Here is an 18,635-nt window from a genome sequence, read left to right as displayed (position 1 = left end):
TGATTTCTGGCTCTTGCGCAGAATTTTTTATAATCAATGTAAATATGCGTTAATCGTCGTCAAATAACGCTACTGCCGACGGCGTTACTGGTAGGCAGGCTTCGACCAGCTGCAGGTGCCTCCTGGCTGCCCGGGGGTCGGCGATTATTACCATGCCGGTATCAGATTCGGTCCGGATAAGCCGGCCGATGCCCTGTTTCATTGCCAGGGAAGCCTGGGGGACGAACACCTCTTGCCACCAGCGGTGACGGGCAAAGTAGCACTCGGCCTGGACATCAGGATCATCGGGGACAGGAAAGGGTATGCGGGCTATGATCAGGGTTCTTAATGCATCTCCGGGCACATCCACCCCTTGCCAGAAACTGGCTACTCCTACCAGCACAGCCTGGCCGTGGTCACGAAACTGCTGCAGCAGTTCTGACTTCCCCGCTTCTCCCTGCACGAAGAGGCACCTCGTCTTGGGCAGGTGCTGAGCAAGGTGCGCGGCCACTGCTCTGAGCTCGGTATACGAGGTGCACAGGACGAGAACCCCGCCTTCGGTAGCTTCAACCGCTTTAAGAACTGCCTGCCCCAGGGCTTCGAGACGGCAGGGATTTGTTGGGTCTGGCATTAGAGCACCGTCGGTCAGGATAAAGGCCTTCATCTGCCTTTCGTAGTCGAAAGGACTCGAGACGCGGGCAATCTTTGCCTTCAAGCCGGGGATGCCGTTTCTTTTCAAAAACCATTCGACACCAGCGGGAGATGCAGAAGGAAACAAGGTGGCGCTGGTAAGAACAACCTTGTCGTAAAGCTCGTACAGAGCCTGTAAAGCGGGTACGGGGTCAAAAGGCCAGGACACAAACCGGATACCCTGGCTTCTTTCCACGCAGCAGACATCACCTGAGCTCCCGGAGACCAGGTAGTGGTTCGAGGTCCTGACCCCGCGTTCGAAAGCACTGGCTATGTTCTCGATTTTTTCCGCGAGGCGATCAAGCCGGTTGAGGATCTTTAGCTTTTCTTCGTTTATACCGCTTTCCTCGAAGTCCGCTTGACCGGAGTCTAGAGAGTCCAGCTCCTGGCGGAAGCCCTCCACTCTCTCTTGTACCATCTGCAGGAAGGTTTGCAGCCGGGCTTGGAGTCTATTCACAATACTTGAAGGAACAAGCCCCGGTTTCAACGGTTTTATCGCATTGGAACCCAGGAAGGTTTCAGCCCAATCCTCGAGCGCGTAGACTGCCTGGGAAGCTAAATCCCAGGCTTGGCGCGTTTCGCCCGTGATATGTTTTGTTGGAACAGGCATTCGCTTTTCAACCTGCTCCAAGCCTTGGAGGATAAGCCCGAGATAGCTTTGCGAAAACACCATTTGTCCCATCATCTTTACGACTTCCCTGAAATGGTGGGCTTCATCGACGACCAGAACCGCAGGCTTAACTTCACCGAACAGGCGGAGGTCGGCTTCGGAGAAAAGCGCGAGATCAGCGGCCGCCAGCCAGTGATTGACCACCACTATCTGGGCCGAAGCAGCCCGCCTTCGGGCTTTCAACCACGGGCACTCTGGTTCTTCGCAGCCTGCGCAGAGGGCATCCTCCGAGTCAGCGCATATCTTTAACCAGTACCTCCTCTTTTTATCAGAGATACTCGGCAGGTCTTCCCAGACTCCGCTTCCCCCTTCACCCAACCACTCTGCCAGATCCAAGTAGAACTCGGTTTCGTGGTCTTTCACCAACTGTAAGGTTGCTTCTTGCTTGTCGAGTTCTTCGTTGAGCAGCCTGGGACAGAGGTAGTTGGCCCTCCCATAGAGCAGGGTAAAACGCAGCTGGTGGCCGGTCACGGCAGCAAAAAGCCTGGTGACGAAAGGCAGGTCTTTATCGATAAGCTGCTGCTGCAGGGCCTTGGTTCCGGTCGATACTACCGCTCTTTTACCCTCGGTCAGGCAGTGGTGGCAGACGGGGATGAGGTAGGCGTATGTTTTGCCAGTTCCGGTGCCCGCTTCTATGATTCCGAACTTTTCTTCGCCTTCTATGACCGCGGATACGGTCTTTATCATCTCGCGCTGTCCTGGCCGCCGGCGCAGGCCAAGTTCTTTTTCGGCGTATTCAAGGACGTATTCTGATTTCAGTGTCAGGTCTGCTTGGTATGCGGAACTAGCGGCCCGAGGGTTAACTTCTTTTGGCATAGAAAATGACTCCTCATTTGACTTCGTCAGTGCCAGTATTTTCGTGTTACCTGGTTGAAGGTAATAGCAGTTTCAAATTCGAAAATTCAAAACGGCTCGAGCTAAGAAGGATTGGGTTTTCATACTGATATTATACCTGAAGAAAGGCCACAATGAATCGATGCTGTAAGTCCCGAACAGTAAAAAAAAAGACCCTTGAATCTAAACCAAGGGTCTTCTTTGTTTTCGCGTATACTGGCAAAAGCTTCTTAGACTGATGGGGTATTGTTTAATAAGCAGGAGACCTAAGGATTTATCGCGACTATTTGTCCTTCGGGGTAGTAGTTCACCTGAGCTTTTAAGGTTTCGGCAACGAAACGTAAAGGAACTATAACTCGGGAAGCGCTGATCTCGGGTGGCTGATCGAGTTTATACTCTTTTCCGTCAACGATGGCCACGCGCTTACCTAATTGCAGGTTGATTACGATATCGCCTTTGGTAATGACTATTATCTGCTGGTCTGCTTTCCACTCAACATTTGCTCCTAGAGACTGGGTTACAGCCCGAATAGGGACAAGAATTCGTCCGGTTTTGATCACCGGGGGCACTTCGGTATAAACCTGTTTGCCCACACACCAGAGTTTAGGTTGGGTGTCACCGCAACTGCGGAAGAGTTGCCCCAGTTCCTGGTAAACCGAGGCATCGATTGGATCCATTTCGGCCAGCTCTCTCAGCCACTGCTCGGCTTCTTGGATCCTATTCTGTTCCCGGGCTAAGCGAATGGCGGCCTTAAACATGTTTTTGATCTCTTGCCGAGACTCTTGCTGGATCGTATACTGGTGCCTCAAGCTTTGTAACTCCTGTTTGAGGACTTTCCAGCTTTCCTGAGTCCGGTCACGATTCATTTGCATGGATTGAATTCTCTCGCGGAGAGTAGCTCTCAAACGTTCTGTTGCCTCTTGGTCCGAGTTTGATAGGTCTTGGTCACTAGCTGTCGAATCTTGCGGGGCCAAGGCTTCGGTTTCGGTCCGAGAACTTACGGCAACAGTTCCCGCAACCTTATCCGGACCGTTGTGCCCTGCCGGCCTAGCCCATGCCGCTCCGTTTCCGACCAGCAGCAAGACCAACGCGACGATAAACACACGCTTCAACATACCGATTTGTCATCTCCTTTTCCTAGAATTACCACACCTCTGTTGGGTGGTTCTATTAATTACTTCGTAGACGACAGCTAATTTTGGGGCCCCGGCCAATACAGAATGTTCCCAAGACTCAGTCTTGAGCATTCTTCTTGAGTAACCGGGGACGGCCTGGCTCCATGTTTTGCGAAGGCCGTTTCGTGAAATTTTCTACGGCATTGCGCCTCAAGCCTTCACTCTTTTCGAGCGACTCCTTTTTCAGGATCAACGGCTGTTCGCCACGGGTTAGGGGCTTTTTCTGCGTGGTATGGTTCTGTTTGCCTTTCTTGACCCTTACAGACGAGTCTTGTTCCTGGACGCGTATCTTAGTTGCTGTTTTGCGGGCAATTCTTTCAACCGACGGGTTGTGCAAGCTCACGTCCTTTTGCTGCAGGGACAGACCTTGCTCTCGAGCCTTCTGCCGAAGAAGGTAGCGAACCGGGGACACCTTCTCTTTAATCGCTTGTTCCCTGGTTTTTTTATCGATGGTGAAGTAGTAGATTTTAGCTTGACTGCGGTTTGCGGCTAACTCCTGCTCTAGATCCCGGTCAATTCTAGCCAAAAGTTCCGCGCTTTTTTCAGGCTCGGAGTACATGCTGAGGCCGATCCCGATAACGTTACCGCTTTGCCGGAGGTAGCCGGCGGTCTTAGACTGGCGGACAACAGCGGCCAAGACAGTTTCCAGTTCCTGGCCTTTGGGCTTGACCGCAGCTATGATCCTGTCTCCGTCCTGGTTGAAGGACCTGGCTTCGACTACTTGCAAACCGCGGTCTACGCTCAGCTCGAGGCTGGGGTTTATATCAAGTCCTATACAGGCATAAAGCCTTCCCGTCATCAAGCGTCCGGTTACCGAGTAGATCAAAAGGAAGAATAGGATAAAAGAGGCCGCCCAAGCCAAGGCTATAGTCGTTCGCCGGTTGACGAAAATGCCGGACCTGTTGTATTCGATTTCTTCTCCTACTTGAAGAGGCCGGGTGGTCTTGATTTCTTTGAACTCGCATTCTTCTGTCATGATAACTGCCCGGCCTGGATAAGTTTCAACCACCATAGCTTTAGGCATGAGCATCACTGCCTTTCCCCAGGCCCTTTACATACCGCTTCATCGTTTCCAAGTCACTCAGCAGTACCAGGCAAAGGGCGATTATGTATTTGCGATGGCGCTTCACCGTTTTGGGGCTGATACCGCTTGCTTCAGACAGCTGTTGCACCGGGATGGCACCATATCTGATAAAATAGTCGCGCATATCGGGACTGTCGGCGATGGTTTGAGCTAGTTGCGCACACAAGCGGCGCGAATCGAGGTGTTTAGGAGTCACTTGCACCAGGTCCCGTAGGCTTACACCATACTGAGCAAGCTTTTGCACAAAGTCTTTCATTTCCATGCGGATTTCGAGTTCTTCCCCGTTTACCAGAGCATCTTGGTCGGGCAGAGGGTTACTTATATCGTCTACGTATATGATGCGCTTTCGATGTTTTTCCGTTGAACGCCGGTAATCGATGAGCCTTCTTTTTATCACGTCTGCTGCAAAGGACTGGAAAGACCGTAGGCCTGGTTTGTAGGAACTGATGGCTTCGTTAAAGGCAATAAGAGCTACACTGTACTCATCCCGGTTTATTATATCTTCGTTAGAAGCCACGTTTTTCAGTACCAGCGCTTTTATGAACCCCAAGTGCTGGGAAATGAGAAGCTCCCGGGCTTGGGTGTTCCCGTTTTGTGCCTCCCGTATTTGTTCTAATGTCTTTTCCTGTTCCGAGCGTGATCTCGCCGCTGTCACCACCCCCTCTTTTAACTGTTCTTTTTCCTGTTGCTCTGTTCCTGCTTCCGATGACCATGAGTTGGTCTGGGTAGCGGTTTTTGGGGAATACTATGTATCAGGCAAGAAGCCACTTGAGGAGGGAAACGATGCAATTGGAGTACCGGGTATTAGCTCGACTTTTGGCTCGGCAGATGGCCGAGCTTGAGGAGGAGGTAGAAAAGCTGAGGCGCAAATGGGGGAGAGTTGCAGGCGCAACAGATGACCTCGAGGAAGCGAAGAGGGAGTTGCAGGCCCTGAAGAACCGCCTTGAAAGCTTATAAGGCCTGCTGTCGAATCGTTGACAGAGGTTCCGTGCTTTTGCTAATATCAGGGTGTAAACAAATATGGCGAAAGTGTGCCTAGGGTTCCGCGTGCTTTGGGCACGGACTGGTCCAAGTGGCACAGACGCACGCTGCGTTACACCGGAGGGATAGAAGCCCAGGCGGGTAGGTTTCGCTAAAGAAAAGGCGATGCGAACTCTACCTGCGTGGGCTAAATGTTTTATACCCTCGGTTTCAAGCTGAGGCAAATAAGGTGAACTATCGATACTTGACGCAAGGGGTGAAAACGTGGCTAAGGTCGGTATCGTTATGGGCAGTGATTCCGATCTCGAAGTGATGAAACCAGCGGCTGAGATCCTGGACGAGTTTGGGGTTGCTTACGAGGTCACCGTGTGTTCGGCTCACCGTCTTCCCCGGGAGACCGCTAAGTATGCGGAAACGGCGATTGACCGGGGGCTTGAAGTAATTATCGCCGGGGCAGGGGGTGCAGCTCACCTGCCGGGGGTGATTGCTTCTTTTACCACGCTTCCGGTTATCGGAGTACCGATTAAAACCAGCACGCTTTCGGGGGTAGATTCTCTGTATTCCATCGTTCAGATGCCGAGGGGGATACCTGTGGCTACAGTGGGTATAAATGCCAGCGCTAACGCAGCTTTGCTGACAGTTTCTATTCTGGCGCTGGGGGATCCAGCTCTGAGGAAACGGCTCGAGGAGTTCAGACAGGAACAAGCCGAAGAAGTAAAGGCCAAAGACGCTAGGTTAAAGGAACTGGGCATCGAAGGATACCTGCAAACGAGGGGGTAGGACGGTGATCGAGCGGTACACCCTGCCTGAGATGGGCAGAGTATGGTCAGAGGAGAACAAGCTAGCCAACTGGCTTAAGATTGAAGTCTTAGCTTGCGAGGCGTGGGCTAAGCTAGGGCGGATTCCAGAGGAAGCTGTTGAAACTATCAAAGCAAAAGCCGCTTTCGATATACGTAGGGTAAGGGAGATCGAGAACGAGGTTAGGCACGATGTCATCGCCTTTTTGACCAATGTGGCAGAGTACGTGGGAGAAGAGTCGAAGTACATACACCTGGGGCTTACTTCCTCGGATATTCTGGATACCGGGTTGGCTTTACAGATGCGCCAGGCAACGGACCTGATTCTTGAGAAAGTTGACGGACTGACAAACGCCATTGGAAGGCAGGCCAAGAAGCACAAGTATACCTTGATGATGGGAAGGACGCACGGGGTTCATGCCGAGCCGATTACCTTCGGACTGAAAATGGCCTTGTGGTATACCGAGATGGAGCGCAATCGCCGGCGCCTAGAGCAGGCGCGAGAGGTGGTCAGTTATGGAAAAATCTCAGGGGCGGTTGGCACCTTTGCCAACGTCGACCCGGCGGTAGAGGATTATGTGTGTTCCAGCTTGGGGCTTAAACCTTGCCCGGTTTCGACCCAGGTTATCCAGAGGGACAGGCACGCAGAATTCATGGCCGCCCTGGCGGTAGTCGCCAGTTCACTTGAGAAGATGGCAACCGAGGTCAGAAACCTCCAACGCACCGATATCTTGGAGGTGGAGGAACCTTTTTATTCCGGACAAAAAGGGTCTTCAGCCATGCCTCACAAGCGAAACCCTATGATGAGCGAGCGGGTGGCCGGGTTGGCTCGGGTCATTAGAGCAAATGCCCTCGCAGCTTTGGAGAACGTGGCTCTCTGGCACGAAAGGGACTTAACCCATTCCTCAGTGGAAAGGGTGATTATCCCCGACAGTTGCATTCTTCTGCATTACATCCTGGACAAGTTTACGAATGTGGTCGATGGATTGGTGGTCTATGAAGATAACATGCGGGTCAACCTGGAGAAAACGCTGGGACTGGTCTTTTCCCAGCGGGTAATGCTGGCTTTGATAGAAAAGGGGGTGCTCCGGGAAACGGCTTATCGCTGGGTTCAGCGGAACGCCATGCGAGCTTGGGCTGAAAAGGTCCCGTTGAAGCGACTGCTAGAAGAGGATGAAGAGATAAAGGCGAGACTTGAAGACAGCGAGTTGGAACAGCTGTTTGACTACTCATACCATACCAGGCATGTCGATGATATATTCAGGCGATGCGGGCTAGATTAAAACAGGAGTGATGAGGATGGAAAAACGGGAGTTGATTTACGAAGGCAAGGCTAAGAGAGTGTATTCTACGGACGATGAAAACCTCGTGGTGATAGAGTATAAGGATGATGCAACTGCTTTTGATGGCAAGAAAAAAGGCACTATAGAAAGCAAAGGCATCGTCAACAACCGGGTGACTTCGGTGTTGTTTAAGATTTTGGAAGATAACGGTATTCCTACTCACCTGGTCAAGCTGCTGGACGGGCGTAACATGCTGGCCAGGAAGCTGAGCATAATCCCGGTGGAGGTAGTGGTACGCAACCGGATAGCTGGGAGCTTGGCTACTAGATTAGGGCTAGAAGAAGGAGCTCCTCTTCCCAATCCCATTCTCGAATTCTACTACAAATCGGACGAGCTGCACGACCCTATGGTGAACGAATACCACATTCTGACTATGGGGTGGGCCACGCCGGAGCAGTTGGCAGAGATGAAGGAAATGGCCCTCAAGATAAACTCGGTTTTGGTGCCTTTTCTACGGGAGAGGAACTTGGAACTGGTTGACTTCAAACTCGAGTTCGGGGTTCACCAGGGCAAGGTAATGCTGGGGGATGAGATTTCTCCTGATACCTGCCGCTTGTGGGATGTTCAAACCGGAGAGAAGATGGATAAAGACCGTTTTCGCCGGGACCTGGGTAAAGAGCGCGAGGCGTATATAGAGGTGCTGCAGCGGATGGAAGGGGGTAGCCTTAATGTATAAGGGGAAAGTGCACGTAACTCTGAAAAAAGGGGTTTTGGATCCACAGGGTGATGCAGTTAAAAGGTCTTTTCACGTCCTAGGCTACAAGGGAGTTGATGATGTTCGGGTAGGCAAGTATATAGAGGTAAAATTAGATGAAAAGAGTAAGGAAGCAGCTTACCGCCTACTGGTGGAAATGTGCGACCGGCTTTTGGCCAACCCGGTCATCGAAGAGTACCAGGTAGAAGTGGTGGAGGTCGAGTGATATGAGGTTCGGCGTGGTTGTTTTTCCAGGCTCCAACTGCGACGCAGATTGTTACCATGTGGTAAAAGAGGTACTGGGAGAAGAGGTAGACTACATCTGGCATCGTGAGACCAGCGTGGCTGGCTTCGATGCTTTAATTCTTCCCGGAGGGTTTTCCTATGGTGACTATCTTCGAACCGGTGCTATTGCCAGCCTTTCCCCGATAATGCCGGCTTTAATCGAATTTGCCCAAAAAGGTGGATTGGTGATAGGCATATGCAACGGCTTTCAAATACTTCTGGAGGCAGGTCTTCTTCCCGGGGCTATGCTGAAAAATGACAGTCTCCAGTTCCGGTGCTTGCCGGTTAACCTGAGAGTTAAGGCAATCGATACTCCTTTCACCTGTCTTTTGCAGGAAGATCAAGTGCTGACGGTACCTATCGCCCACGGGGAAGGCAACTATTTCTGTGACGATGAGGTCCTGGAGGAATTACAGAGAAACCGCCAGATTGTGTTCACCTATTGCGATCGTGAAGGTAACGAAACCCGAGAAGCCAACCCCAACGGTTCAAAGGCCAACATAGCTGGAATAGTGAACCGGGAACGTAATGTCCTGGGCATGATGCCGCACCCGGAAAGGTGTGCTGAAACGATTCTCGGCGGGCGCGACGGCTATTACATACTCGCTTCCATGGTAGATTGGTTCAAGGGGGCTTGCAGATGATGAAGGACAAGCCGGTGTGGCGAGAAATGGGACTGACTGATGAAGAATACGCTCAGATTAGGAACATTTTAGGCCGGGAGCCAAACTATCTCGAGCTCGGTATGTTTGCCGTCATGTGGTCGGAACACTGCGGCTACAAGAACTCCCGACCGGTCTTAAAGCTATTCCCTACTTCAGGTCCTCGGGTTATCCAGGGGCCTGGTGAAAACGCAGGGGTGGTGGACATCGGAGATAATCAAGCGCTGGTTTTCAAGATTGAGAGTCACAACCACCCTTCAGCTGTAGAGCCGTACCAGGGGGCAGCCACGGGAGTAGGCGGGATTGTGCGCGACATTTTTACCATGGGGGCTCGCCCTATCGCTATTCTTGACTCACTGCGGTTCGGCCCAATCGAGGACGAGCGAGTTAGATATCTTTTTTCGGGTGTGGTCTCCGGTATCGGAGGTTACGGGAATTGTTTGGGTATACCGACCGTAGCCGGGGAGGTTTATTTCGAAGAGAGCTACCAGGGCAATCCTTTGGTAAACGCCATGTGCGTGGGATTGGCCAATATCGATGACATCGCTTTGGCCGTAGCCGGGGAGGTAGGGAGCCCGTTGATGGTGGTCGGGGCTAAGACGGGTAGAGACGGCATTCACGGAGCAACCTTCGCCTCCGAAGAACTGTCCGAGGAATCGGCGGACAAGAGACCTTCGGTCCAGGTAGGAGACCCGTTTATGGAGAAACTTTTGATCGAGGCCTGCTTGGAAATCATCCGGGAAGACCTGGTTTTTGGAATGCAGGATTTGGGAGCGGCAGGACTGACCAGCGCGCTGGCCGAGATGGCGGGCAAAGGGGACCGGGGAGTAGAGATCGACGTTTTGCTGGTTCCGAGACGGGAAGAGGGCATGACCCCTTATGAGGTGATGCTTTCGGAATCTCAGGAACGGATGCTGATCTGTCCTAAACCAGGAAAGGAAGACCGGATTCGCGAGATATTTGACAAGTGGGGGTTGGATGCGGCGGTTATTGGAAAAGTGACAGGTGACGGGGTCTTTAGGGTAAAGGAGGGAGACCAGGTAGCAGGGGAGGTGCCGGTAGCCGGACTGACCAAGATGTGCCCGGTCTATTACCGCCAGGCGGAAGAGCCCGACTACTACCGAGAAAAGAAGGCTTTTGATCCGATGAGCCTGCCTGAGCCTGAGGACTACAACCTTGCGTTAAAGCAACTACTCGCGTCTCCGAATATTGCCAACAAGGAGTGGGTATATACCCAGTACGACTACCAAGTCATGATCAACTCGGCAATAGTACCCGGAAAAGCGGATGCCGCGGTAATGAGGGTCAAAGGTCATAAGAAAGGAGTGGCTCTCACCGCGGATGGCAACGGGCGCATGGTATTTTTAGACCCTTTCCGGGGCGGGATGCTGGCTGTGTGCGAAGCGGCCCAGAACCTGGCTTGTACAGGGGCCAAACCTTTGGCTTTGACCAATTGTTTGAACTTTGGTAACCCGGAAAAACCGCATATTTTCTGGCAGTTTGAGCAGGCAGTAAAAGGCATGGCAGCTGCGGCCAAGGAGTTAGAGATACCGGTAGTGAGCGGAAACGTGAGTTTTTATAACGAGACTAACGGGGAAGCCATCTACCCTACTCCCGTAGTAGGGATGGTCGGCCTCATCGATGACATTGAAAAGCGCACGGACATGACTTTCAAAAACGATGATGACCTAATCCTGTTGATCGGAGGGATTAGAACTGAACTGGGTGGCAGCGAGTATTTGAAAGTTATGCACCGGGTAGTAGCAGGTGAGGTGCCTGAGGTAAATCTCGTCCGGGAAAAAGCCCTCATCGATTTCCTATTGGCTGTGATTAGGAGCGGGTGGGTTAATTCCTGCCACGATATTTCGGATGGAGGGCTAGCCGTAGCCTTGGCTGAAGGGGCCATCGCCGGGGGGCTGGGGTTTACGGTACAACTCGACCCAGAATGGCGGCCGGACGCTGTCCTTTTCAGCGAGGCCCCGGGGCGGGCAGTGATAACCATCTCTTGGTTGCATTTCGATGATGTGCTGGCCGCAGCCAAGAGTCACGGGGTCGAAGCCAGGGTCATGGGCAAGGTGGGAGGAGATAGACTGCTCTTCCGGAAAGGGCAGCGAGAAGTAATAAACCTGGGTGTAGAGGAGGCAGCAGCGCTTTGGGAGGGAGCTATAAGATGTTTCATGAGTTAGACGACCGGATGAAAGAGGCTTGCGGGGTTTTCGGTATATACCTCAAGGATGGGGACAACACATCTACCGAAGCGGCCCGCATAACTTTCTACGGACTATACGCGCTTCAGCACCGGGGGCAGGAAAGCGCTGGCATTGCGGTTTCTAACGGCCAGGAGATTATTCTGCACAAAGGCATGGGGCTGGTCTCCGAAGTATTCTCCCCCGACGTGATAGCCAAGCTGGCGGGACACATCGCTATCGGCCATGTCCGCTATTCCACTACCGGGGAAAGCCACCTGTCAAACGCGCAACCGCTGGTTTTCCGCTACTTGAAAGGCATGGTGGCCCTGGGGCATAACGGCAATCTTGTGAACACCACCGAGTTGAGGACCCGACTGGCGACTCTGGGTTCGGTATTTCAGACCACAACCGACACGGAGGTAATAGCCAATCTAATAGCCCGTTATTCTCAGGATCCGCTGAAAGATGCTCTGGTTAAAGCCATGATCGACATAAAGGGAGCGTACTCGGTGGTTTTAGCTACCGAGGATCGGTTGGTAGGATTCAGGGATCCGATGGGCATCAGGCCACTCTGCTTGGGAGAACTGGAGGGTAACTATGTTCTTGCTTCCGAGTCTTGTGCTCTTGATACCGTAGGGGCCAAGTTCATCCGTGACATAGAACCTGGCGAGATAGTAATAATCGACAGCAATGGGTTGTCTTCACACAAGGCCCTGTATTCAACGAGAAGAGCTCACTGCATTTTCGAATACATTTATTTTGCCCGGCCTGACAGTACCATCGACGGGACAAACGTGAACCGGGCGCGGCGAGCCATGGGACGCCAGTTGGCTAGGGAAAACCGGGTCGAAGCTGATATCGTGATTTCCGTGCCCGATTCGGGAACATCTGCTGCCTTGGGCTACTCCAAGGAGTCGGGGATACCGTTCGAGGAAGGCTTGATGAAAAACCGGTATATTGGCAGGACTTTTATCCAGCCTACTCAGAAAATGCGGGATACGGGAGTGAGGCTAAAACTGAATCCCGTAGTGGAGACGGTGCGGGGCAAGCGGGTTATCCTGGTAGATGATTCGATTGTCAGGGGTACGACCAGCAAGAAGATAGTGAGTATGTTAAAAGGAGCAGGGGCCAAGGAGGTACACGTGGCGGTTGCTTCCCCGCCCACCATTTGTCCATGCTATTACGGCATCGATACCTCTCGCCGAGAAGAGTTGATAGCCGCGAAAATGAATGTAGAAGCCATTCGAGAGTTTATCGGAGCCGATAGCCTTCATTATATCAGTGTCGAAGGGATGTTTGAGGCTATAGAGAACAGCAGGGAGTCAATGTGTGCAGCCTGTTTCAATGGCGAATACCCGATACCGGTCGACGATTAAGATGAGGGGTGAGCTTATGTCGGACGGTTTTACTTATAAAAAGGCCGGGGTGGATTTAGAAGCAGCTGACCGGTCGGTAGAACTTATCCGGCCCTGGGTTAAAATGACCAACAGGCCGGAAGTATTAGCGGATATCGGGGCGTTTGCCGGGTTTTTTGCTCTTGATCTAGCCCGGTTCCCCGAACCGGTTCTGGTTTCCGGTACGGACGGGGTAGGAACCAAACTGCGTATTGCCCAGATGATGGGGATTCACGATACCGTCGGCATCGACTTGGTGGCGATGTGTGTTAACGACATCCTGGTGCACGGGGCCGAACCCTTGTTTTTTTTGGACTATATAGCAGTTGGCAGGTTGGTTCCGGAAGTGATAGAAGCCTTGGTCAAAGGGGTGGCCCAGGGTTGTGTTGAGGCCGGGTGTGCCCTAGTCGGCGGGGAAACGGCAGAAATGCCGGGAATGTACGGGGAGGATGAGTACGACCTGGCCGGGTTTGCGGTAGGGGCGGTCAACCGTTCCCGGTTGATAGACGGAAGCCGGGTCGGCGGGTCACAGGTTATAGTCGGTTTACCTTCATCGGGGATGCACTCCAACGGTTTCTCTCTGGCGAGAAAGGTGTTGCTGGAGAAGGCTGGATTTGCGTTGGAGCGCGAAATCGACGTTTTGGGTAGGACCCTGGGGGAGGAGCTCTTGATTCCCACCCGCATCTACGTTCGCAGCGTTCTCAAACTCTTATCCGAGATAGAAGTCAAAGGCATGGCCCATATTACCGGGGGCGGCATTCCCGGCAATCTCAAACGTATTCTGCCCAAGGGGTGGGGGGCTTTGATCGAGAAGAGCAAGCTGCCGGTATTGCCGGTTTTCCAATTGATACAGGAGGCAGGCGGGGTAGAAGAAGAGGAGATGTTCCGGGCTTTCAACATGGGGATAGGTTTTGTACTGATAGTAGATGAAGCTGAAATTGATCAAACTGTTAGCTTGTTGCAGTCAGAGGGAGAAAAACCTATAGTAATAGGTAAGATTATTCCCGGAATCGAAGGGGTAGTAATAAAATGACGATTTCTCACAATTTGATGACAACCCGTAATTCTCAGGAACCCAAATTACGTCTGGCGGTTTTGGCTTCAGGTCGGGGAAGCAATTTTGAAGCCATTTGCCAAGCTGTTGACGAAGGCAGGTTGCACGGCCAGGTCGTGTTGCTGATAAGCGATAACGAGAATGCCCAGGCCTTGGAACGGGCTCGCAAACGGGGCATTAAAGCTTTGTACATAAATCCTCAAAGTTTTGCTTCGCGTGTTGAATACGAAAAAGCCTTGGTTCGAGCGTGTCAGGAGGTTGAGGCTGACATAGTGGCTCTTGCCGGGTACATGCGGTTGTTGGGCAAGACTTTTTTAGACGAGTATCACCTGAAGACGGTAAACATCCATCCCGCTCTATTACCTGCTTTTCCCGGACTTCACGCCCAAAAACAGGCCTTAGACTACGGCGTCCGCTTCAGCGGGTGTACTGTGCACTTCGTTGACGAGGGAGTCGATACCGGCCCTATTATTCTCCAAGCCGTGGTTCCGGTGTACTTCGACGACACGGTAGAGACTTTGGAGGCCCGCATTTTGAAGGAAGAACACCGTATATATCCTAAGGCTTTACAACTCATCGCAGAAGGAAGGGTGGTCGTAGAAGGCAGGCGGGTTCGGATCATCGGGGACGAGCACGGGGATCAGGATACGCAGCCGTGAGGTTATGAGTAAAGGAGGCAGAGAGAATGGCTAAAAGAGCATTGATAAGCGTTTCCAACAAAGACGGGGTGGTAGAGTTCGCCCAGGGGTTGGAGGAGCTAGGATACGAAATAGTGTCGACCGGAGGAACTTACGATACCCTGGTGCAGGCGGGTACCAAGGTGGTAAAGGTGGCCGAAGTTACCGGATTTCCAGAGATTCTTGATGGCAGGGTAAAGACATTACACCCGGCAGTGCACGGGGGTATCCTGGCGAAAAGGAGCCCCGATCACCTTGAACAATTACAAATGCACGGAATTCAAACCATCGATATCGTAGCGGTGAACCTATATCCTTTTCGGGAAACGGTCTTGCGCCCAGGAGTAACCCTGGAAGAGGCTATTGAAAACATCGATATCGGCGGGCCGGCCATGATACGGGCTGCGGCCAAGAACTACCGGTATGTGATAGTTGTGGTTAGGCCAGAAGACTACGGCCAGGTTTTAGACGAGCTTAAGGGGAAAGGCGACTTAGACGAACAGCATCGTTTAAGATTGGCGTTCGCGGCATTTAGCCACACTGCCGCTTACGATGCTATGGTGTCTTCGTACCTGGCTGGGCTTCTAGGGATTGGATTCCCGGAAGAGGTTGCCTTCGCAGGAGAAAAGGTCTACGAGTTGCGCTACGGAGAAAACCCGCACCAAAAGGCTGCTTTCTACAGGTACTATCTCCAGGGTGACGGGTTACCCAATGCCCAGCAGCTAAACGGTAAAGAACTTTCTTATAACAACATCATCGATGCTCAGGCAGCCGTGGCATTGGTCAGAGAGTTTGACAAGCCGGCATGCGTGATTATCAAGCACACGAATCCTTGCGGAACCGCGGTAGCCGATGACCTTGTTTCTGCCTATGAAAAGGCTTTTGCGGCCGATCCGCTCTCCGCGTTTGGCGGTATAATCGCTTTCAACCGGGTGGTTGATGCAGATACCGCTAAAAAGGTTGCAGAACCTTTTATGGAAGTGGTTATAGCCCCCGGTTATGAGGAAGAAGCCCTGGAGATTCTGAGGAGAAAGAAGAATTTGCGGGTTCTGGCCTTGCCGGTAGAGGTTGGGGCTGGACTGGAAGTCAAATCGATAGAAGGCGGGTTCGTCGTACAAGAAGCGGATAGACACGAACTTCTGCCTGCAGAGCTCACCGCCGTGACAGACCGGGCCCCTACACCGGAAGAAATGGAGAATTTGTTGTTTGCTTGGAAAGTGGTAAAACACGTCAAATCTAACGCGATTGTAGTGGCCAAAGACGGATTGACTCTGGGGGTCGGAGCCGGCCAGATGAACCGGGTAGGAGCAGCTCGCCTGGCTTTAGAACAAGCCGGGGAAAGGGCGAAGGGGGCGGTTTTGGCCTCGGATGCGTTCTTCCCGTTTAAGGATACGGTGGAGCTGGCAGCCCAGTATGGTATTACCGCTATCATTCAGCCAGGTGGGTCCATACGCGATCAGGAAAGTATAGAGGAGTGCAACCGCCACGGGATAGCCATGGTTTTCACTGGCGTACGGCACTTCAAGCATTAGAATTAGTCAGGATATAATAGGCTCATCAAGCGGGAAAAGAGGGTAAGGTATGGGGAAAAAGGTTTTGGTAGTAGGGTCAGGGGGCAGGGAACATACCCTGGTATGGAAACTGGCATTAAGCCCCGACGTAGAGAAGATATACGCGGCACCCGGCAATGCTGGTATAGCCGAGCAGGCCGAATGTGTCGCCATAAACCCTACTGATATTAGAGGGTTGATGCAGTTTGTCCTGGAAAAAGGGATTGACCTTACTGTTGTGGGGCCGGAAGCCCCGTTGATGGCAGGGATAGTAGATGCTTTTCAGGCTGAAGGGTTGAAAGTGTTTGGTCCTTCAGCCCGGGCGGCCAGGATTGAGGGAAGCAAGGTATTTAGCAAGAATCTCATGCATAAGTACGGAGTTCCTACCGCCGAATACCGCGTGTTTGAGCGGATAGAAGAAGCCGCAGCTTATACCCGTGATCGGATGAAAGAGCCTGGGCTTCGACTGGTAGTGAAAGCAGACGGTTTGGCGGCTGGCAAGGGAGTAGTGGTAGCTGAAAATCAGGAAGAAGCTCTCGAGGCTTTAGAACAGGCTATGGTGCACAAGGTCTTCGGATCGGCGGGAGACAGGGTAGTAGTAGAAGAGTGTCTTTATGGGGAAGAAGTCAGTGTGTTCGCGCTTGTGGATGGGGAAGAAGTGGTTTTCCTGGCTGCTGCTCAAGACCACAAGCGGGTTTTAGACTACGATCAGGGGCCTAATACCGGCGGGATGGGCGCCTATTCTCCGGCTCCGGTTTACACTCCTGAACTGCATCGGGTGGTCATGCGTGACATCCTGGTTCCCACAGCCAGGGCTATGGTGGCGGAGGGCATCCCATATAGGGGGGTGCTGTACGCTGGGCTTATGGTAACCGACCGAGGACCTATGGTGCTGGAATTCAACGCCCGGTTCGGTGACCCAGAGACACAGGTAGTGATTCCTTTAATGGAGACAGATATTTTCCCGGCTCTAGAAGCTGTGGCTACGGGCAACCTCAAACAAGCTGAGGTGACATTTAGCGATGAGGCTTGTGTATGTGTGGTTCTGGCCTCTGCCGGATACCCCGGAAGCTATGCCCGAGGGCACGAGATAACAGGGCTTCAGGAGCTGTCTCCTGACATATTGGTGTTTCACGCCGGTACTGCCAAAACCGCCGACGGCCGGCTAGTTACGGACGGCGGGCGGGTTTTGGGTATCGTGGCCAGGCGGCCCGACATCAAGTCTGCCATAGATCAGGTTTATAAAGAAATTCCTAAAGTGCATTTTGAGGGTGTCCATTACCGGCGCGACATAGGGTACAGAGCCTTGAAGCGTTGAGGTGCATGAAGAACATGGCAAGAGAACCATCACCTGTTCTGTTCTTGCTTTTATTGGCAGTAGTGATAGCGCTGTGTATCTACACCCCTACTCGCTTTTTCATAAAGTTTACGGTTTTGTTTGGCCTGCCTTTTCTCTTGCTTCTGGCATGGTGGCGCCGGTTGAAGAGGTTTAGCCCGGCGTGGATTTTGGCAAGCCTGGGGATGATAGTCTTGCTAACCGTTTACGGCCTCGAGATGGCAGAGTTTCCGCAGAAACTCAGGGTGAAAGAGATAACCATGCAGGGCGATGTCTTGTTAACTCAGGGCAAATATGATGAAGCGGTTGCCAAGTACAAGGAGATGGAGAAAATCGATCCCGAGAAAGCTAGGGAGAAAATGGCGGTCGCTGTGCAGCAGAAGAGGTACAGCGAGGACTACCTGAAGGCGAAGAGGCTGTTTGAACAAGGGAAAAAAGAAGAAGCCAAGCATCTGTTGAGTTCCATACCTTCTACTGCCCGGGTTCATGCCCAGGCACGGGACTTGATGAGGCAAATTGAGGAGGAGCCTTAGTTGGGAAAGAGCGGTTTGGTAACTTTAGAAGCTATTAAGAACAACTCTATTATCAACGAGTACATGACTCGAGGCAATGAGTTTATCGGGAATATAGGAGCCATAGAACATAACCAGAAGCACGCGGAACTGGTTTCGTTTCTGAGTTACGACATACTGAATTCTCTCGGATACTCGCACCGGGAAGCAGAACTAGCTGCTATTGCCGGTTACCTGCACGATATAGGCAACCTGGTTAACCGGTATTCACACGGTTTGTCGGGAGCCATAATGGTTTTCGAAGTGCTAATGGAAATGGGCATGGATCCGGAAGAGATAGCAGTAATCCTAGGAGCCATCGGCAACCACGAGGAACATGCCGACGGCCAGTCGGTGAACCCGGTGGCAGCAGCGGTGATACTGGCTGACAAGTCGGACGTGCACCAAACCCGGGTACGCAAGCGGGAGTCGTCGTGCTTTACCATCCGGGATCGGGTCAATTATGCGGCTAAAGAATCGGCTTTGCTGGTCGATGACGAGAAAAAGGTCATTACTCTAAGGCTTAGGATCGATACCGGAACCTGCTCGGTCATGGAGTACTTCGAGATATTCTTGACCAAAATGCTTATGTGCAAGCGGGCGGCCGAGTTTCTCGGCTGCCAGTTTGAACTTCTTATAAACGACGTTAAACTGCTGTAGGCTAGACCAGGTTTTTGTGTATTGTTTGAT

18 protein-coding genes and 1 riboswitch are annotated in these 18,635 nt (G+C 52.3%); of the genes, 14 read left to right on the top strand and 4 right to left on the bottom strand.

The window, feature by feature from the left end:
• Positions 1 to 49 precede the first annotated feature (49 nt).
• The 4 genes from HPY90_RS06600 to HPY90_RS06585 all read right to left on the bottom strand — a co-directional run bounded on the left by HPY90_RS06600 (position 50) and on the right by HPY90_RS06585 (position 5,087).
• Positions 50 to 2,155, bottom strand: coding sequence for an ATP-dependent DNA helicase (locus HPY90_RS06600; RefSeq protein WP_287192642.1), 2,106 nt, complete (start codon positions 2,153 to 2,155; stop codon positions 50 to 52).
• Between the two features lie 284 nt (positions 2,156 to 2,439).
• Positions 2,440 to 3,288 carry a copper amine oxidase N-terminal domain-containing protein gene (locus tag HPY90_RS06595; protein WP_287192639.1) on the bottom strand — a complete coding sequence of 283 codons (849 nt, stop codon included), beginning with the start codon at positions 3,286 to 3,288 and terminating at the stop codon, positions 2,440 to 2,442.
• 118 nt (positions 3,289 to 3,406) lie between these two features.
• Positions 3,407 to 4,372: an anti-sigma factor domain-containing protein gene (locus HPY90_RS06590; RefSeq protein ID WP_287192636.1), complete on the bottom strand. Its 966-nt coding sequence runs from the start codon at positions 4,370 to 4,372 to the stop codon at positions 3,407 to 3,409.
• The gene (locus HPY90_RS06585) at positions 4,365 to 5,087 is read right to left on the bottom strand and encodes a sigma-70 family RNA polymerase sigma factor (RefSeq protein WP_287192634.1); all 723 of its coding nucleotides are present in this window, start codon (positions 5,085 to 5,087) and stop codon (positions 4,365 to 4,367) included. The genes HPY90_RS06590 and HPY90_RS06585 overlap by 8 nt, the downstream gene beginning before the upstream one ends.
• A 128-nt stretch (positions 5,088 to 5,215) precedes the next feature.
• On the opposite strand from HPY90_RS06585, the gene HPY90_RS06580 reads away from it, so the two are divergent.
• The 14 genes from HPY90_RS06580 (at position 5,216) to HPY90_RS06515 (ending at position 18,605) form a co-directional block, all read left to right on the top strand.
• A complete protein-coding gene (locus tag HPY90_RS06580) occupies positions 5,216 to 5,389 on the top strand; it encodes a hypothetical protein (RefSeq protein ID WP_287192631.1) in 174 nt (57 codons plus the stop codon).
• A gap of 67 nt (positions 5,390 to 5,456) precedes the next feature.
• Positions 5,457 to 5,555: riboswitch (guanidine-I (ykkC/yxkD leader) on the top strand.
• Positions 5,556 to 5,677: 122 nt separating this feature from the next.
• The gene (gene purE / locus HPY90_RS06575; protein ID WP_287192629.1) at positions 5,678 to 6,193 is read left to right on the top strand and encodes a 5-(carboxyamino)imidazole ribonucleotide mutase; all 516 of its coding nucleotides are present in this window, start codon (positions 5,678 to 5,680) and stop codon (positions 6,191 to 6,193) included.
• A 4-nt stretch (positions 6,194 to 6,197) separates the two neighbouring features.
• Positions 6,198 to 7,493, top strand: a complete 1,296-nt coding sequence (gene purB, locus HPY90_RS06570) for an adenylosuccinate lyase (RefSeq protein ID WP_287192628.1) — start codon at positions 6,198 to 6,200, stop codon at positions 7,491 to 7,493.
• Positions 7,494 to 7,509: 16 nt separating this feature from the next.
• On the top strand, positions 7,510 to 8,229 hold the full coding sequence (gene purC, locus HPY90_RS06565) for a phosphoribosylaminoimidazolesuccinocarboxamide synthase (protein ID WP_287192625.1): 720 nt from the start codon (positions 7,510 to 7,512) through the stop codon (positions 8,227 to 8,229).
• Positions 8,222 to 8,473, top strand: a complete 252-nt coding sequence (gene purS / locus HPY90_RS06560) for a phosphoribosylformylglycinamidine synthase subunit PurS (RefSeq protein WP_013174785.1) — start codon at positions 8,222 to 8,224, stop codon at positions 8,471 to 8,473. The genes purC and purS overlap by 8 nt, the downstream gene beginning before the upstream one ends.
• A 1-nt stretch (position 8,474) precedes the next feature.
• Positions 8,475 to 9,176, top strand: coding sequence for a phosphoribosylformylglycinamidine synthase subunit PurQ (gene purQ / locus HPY90_RS06555; protein WP_287192621.1), 702 nt, complete (start codon positions 8,475 to 8,477; stop codon positions 9,174 to 9,176).
• Positions 9,173 to 11,380, top strand: a complete 2,208-nt coding sequence (gene purL / locus HPY90_RS06550; protein ID WP_502707193.1) for a phosphoribosylformylglycinamidine synthase subunit PurL — start codon at positions 9,173 to 9,175, stop codon at positions 11,378 to 11,380. Before purQ ends, purL begins: the two co-directional genes overlap by 4 nt.
• Positions 11,365 to 12,759 (top strand): amidophosphoribosyltransferase, encoded by a 1,395-nt coding sequence (gene purF, locus HPY90_RS06545; protein WP_287192693.1) that lies wholly within the window; start codon positions 11,365 to 11,367, stop codon positions 12,757 to 12,759. Before purL ends, purF begins: the two co-directional genes overlap by 16 nt.
• A 16-nt stretch (positions 12,760 to 12,775) precedes the next feature.
• The gene (gene purM / locus HPY90_RS06540) at positions 12,776 to 13,810 is read left to right on the top strand and encodes a phosphoribosylformylglycinamidine cyclo-ligase (RefSeq protein WP_287192691.1); all 1,035 of its coding nucleotides are present in this window, start codon (positions 12,776 to 12,778) and stop codon (positions 13,808 to 13,810) included.
• The gene (gene purN, locus HPY90_RS06535) at positions 13,807 to 14,490 is read left to right on the top strand and encodes a phosphoribosylglycinamide formyltransferase (RefSeq protein WP_287192618.1); all 684 of its coding nucleotides are present in this window, start codon (positions 13,807 to 13,809) and stop codon (positions 14,488 to 14,490) included. The genes purM and purN overlap by 4 nt, the downstream gene beginning before the upstream one ends.
• Before the next feature lie 26 nt (positions 14,491 to 14,516).
• Positions 14,517 to 16,040, top strand: a complete 1,524-nt coding sequence (gene purH / locus HPY90_RS06530) for a bifunctional phosphoribosylaminoimidazolecarboxamide formyltransferase/IMP cyclohydrolase (RefSeq protein WP_287192616.1) — start codon at positions 14,517 to 14,519, stop codon at positions 16,038 to 16,040.
• A 49-nt stretch (positions 16,041 to 16,089) separates the two neighbouring features.
• Entirely contained in the window at positions 16,090 to 17,376 is a 1,287-nt protein-coding gene (gene purD / locus HPY90_RS06525) for a phosphoribosylamine--glycine ligase (protein WP_287192614.1), read from the top strand.
• 14 nt (positions 17,377 to 17,390) lie between these two features.
• The gene (locus HPY90_RS06520) at positions 17,391 to 17,927 is read left to right on the top strand and encodes a hypothetical protein (protein ID WP_287192611.1); all 537 of its coding nucleotides are present in this window, start codon (positions 17,391 to 17,393) and stop codon (positions 17,925 to 17,927) included.
• Positions 17,928 to 18,605, top strand: coding sequence for an HD domain-containing protein (locus HPY90_RS06515; protein WP_287192608.1), 678 nt, complete (start codon positions 17,928 to 17,930; stop codon positions 18,603 to 18,605).
• The last annotated feature ends 30 nt before the right edge of the window (positions 18,606 to 18,635 follow it).

Source organism: Syntrophothermus sp. (assembly GCF_013314835.1).
GTDB classification, from domain to species: domain Bacteria; phylum Bacillota; class Syntrophomonadia; order Syntrophomonadales; family Syntrophothermaceae; genus Syntrophothermus; species Syntrophothermus lipocalidus.
Note: the sequence above shows the minus strand (reverse complement) of the source record. Positions and strands in the feature narration are given on the sequence as shown.

Excerpts from the sequence above, each read along its gene's own strand:
- HPY90_RS06580 (WP_287192631.1), top strand. The coding sequence starts at position 5,216 with ATGCAATTGGAGTACCGGGTATTAGCTCGACTTTTGGCTCGGCAGATG.
- purN (WP_287192618.1), top strand. The coding sequence starts at position 13,807 with ATGACGATTTCTCACAATTTGATGACAACCCGTAATTCTCAGGAACCC.
- purL (WP_502707193.1), top strand. The coding sequence starts at position 9,173 with ATGATGAAGGACAAGCCGGTGTGGCGAGAAATGGGACTGACTGATGAA.
- purM (WP_287192691.1), top strand. The coding sequence starts at position 12,776 with ATGTCGGACGGTTTTACTTATAAAAAGGCCGGGGTGGATTTAGAAGCA.
- HPY90_RS06520 (WP_287192611.1), top strand. The coding sequence starts at position 17,391 with ATGGCAAGAGAACCATCACCTGTTCTGTTCTTGCTTTTATTGGCAGTA.
- HPY90_RS06590 (WP_287192636.1), bottom strand. The coding sequence starts at position 4,372 with ATGCCTAAAGCTATGGTGGTTGAAACTTATCCAGGCCGGGCAGTTATC.
- purF (WP_287192693.1), top strand. The coding sequence starts at position 11,365 with ATGTTTCATGAGTTAGACGACCGGATGAAAGAGGCTTGCGGGGTTTTC.
- purQ (WP_287192621.1), top strand. The coding sequence starts at position 8,475 with ATGAGGTTCGGCGTGGTTGTTTTTCCAGGCTCCAACTGCGACGCAGAT.
- purD (WP_287192614.1), top strand. The coding sequence starts at position 16,090 with ATGGGGAAAAAGGTTTTGGTAGTAGGGTCAGGGGGCAGGGAACATACC.
- purC (WP_287192625.1), top strand. The coding sequence starts at position 7,510 with ATGGAAAAACGGGAGTTGATTTACGAAGGCAAGGCTAAGAGAGTGTAT.
- purH (WP_287192616.1), top strand. The coding sequence starts at position 14,517 with ATGGCTAAAAGAGCATTGATAAGCGTTTCCAACAAAGACGGGGTGGTA.
- purS (WP_013174785.1), top strand. The coding sequence starts at position 8,222 with ATGTATAAGGGGAAAGTGCACGTAACTCTGAAAAAAGGGGTTTTGGAT.
- HPY90_RS06595 (WP_287192639.1), bottom strand. The coding sequence starts at position 3,288 with ATGTTGAAGCGTGTGTTTATCGTCGCGTTGGTCTTGCTGCTGGTCGGA.
- HPY90_RS06600 (WP_287192642.1), bottom strand. The coding sequence starts at position 2,155 with ATGCCAAAAGAAGTTAACCCTCGGGCCGCTAGTTCCGCATACCAAGCA.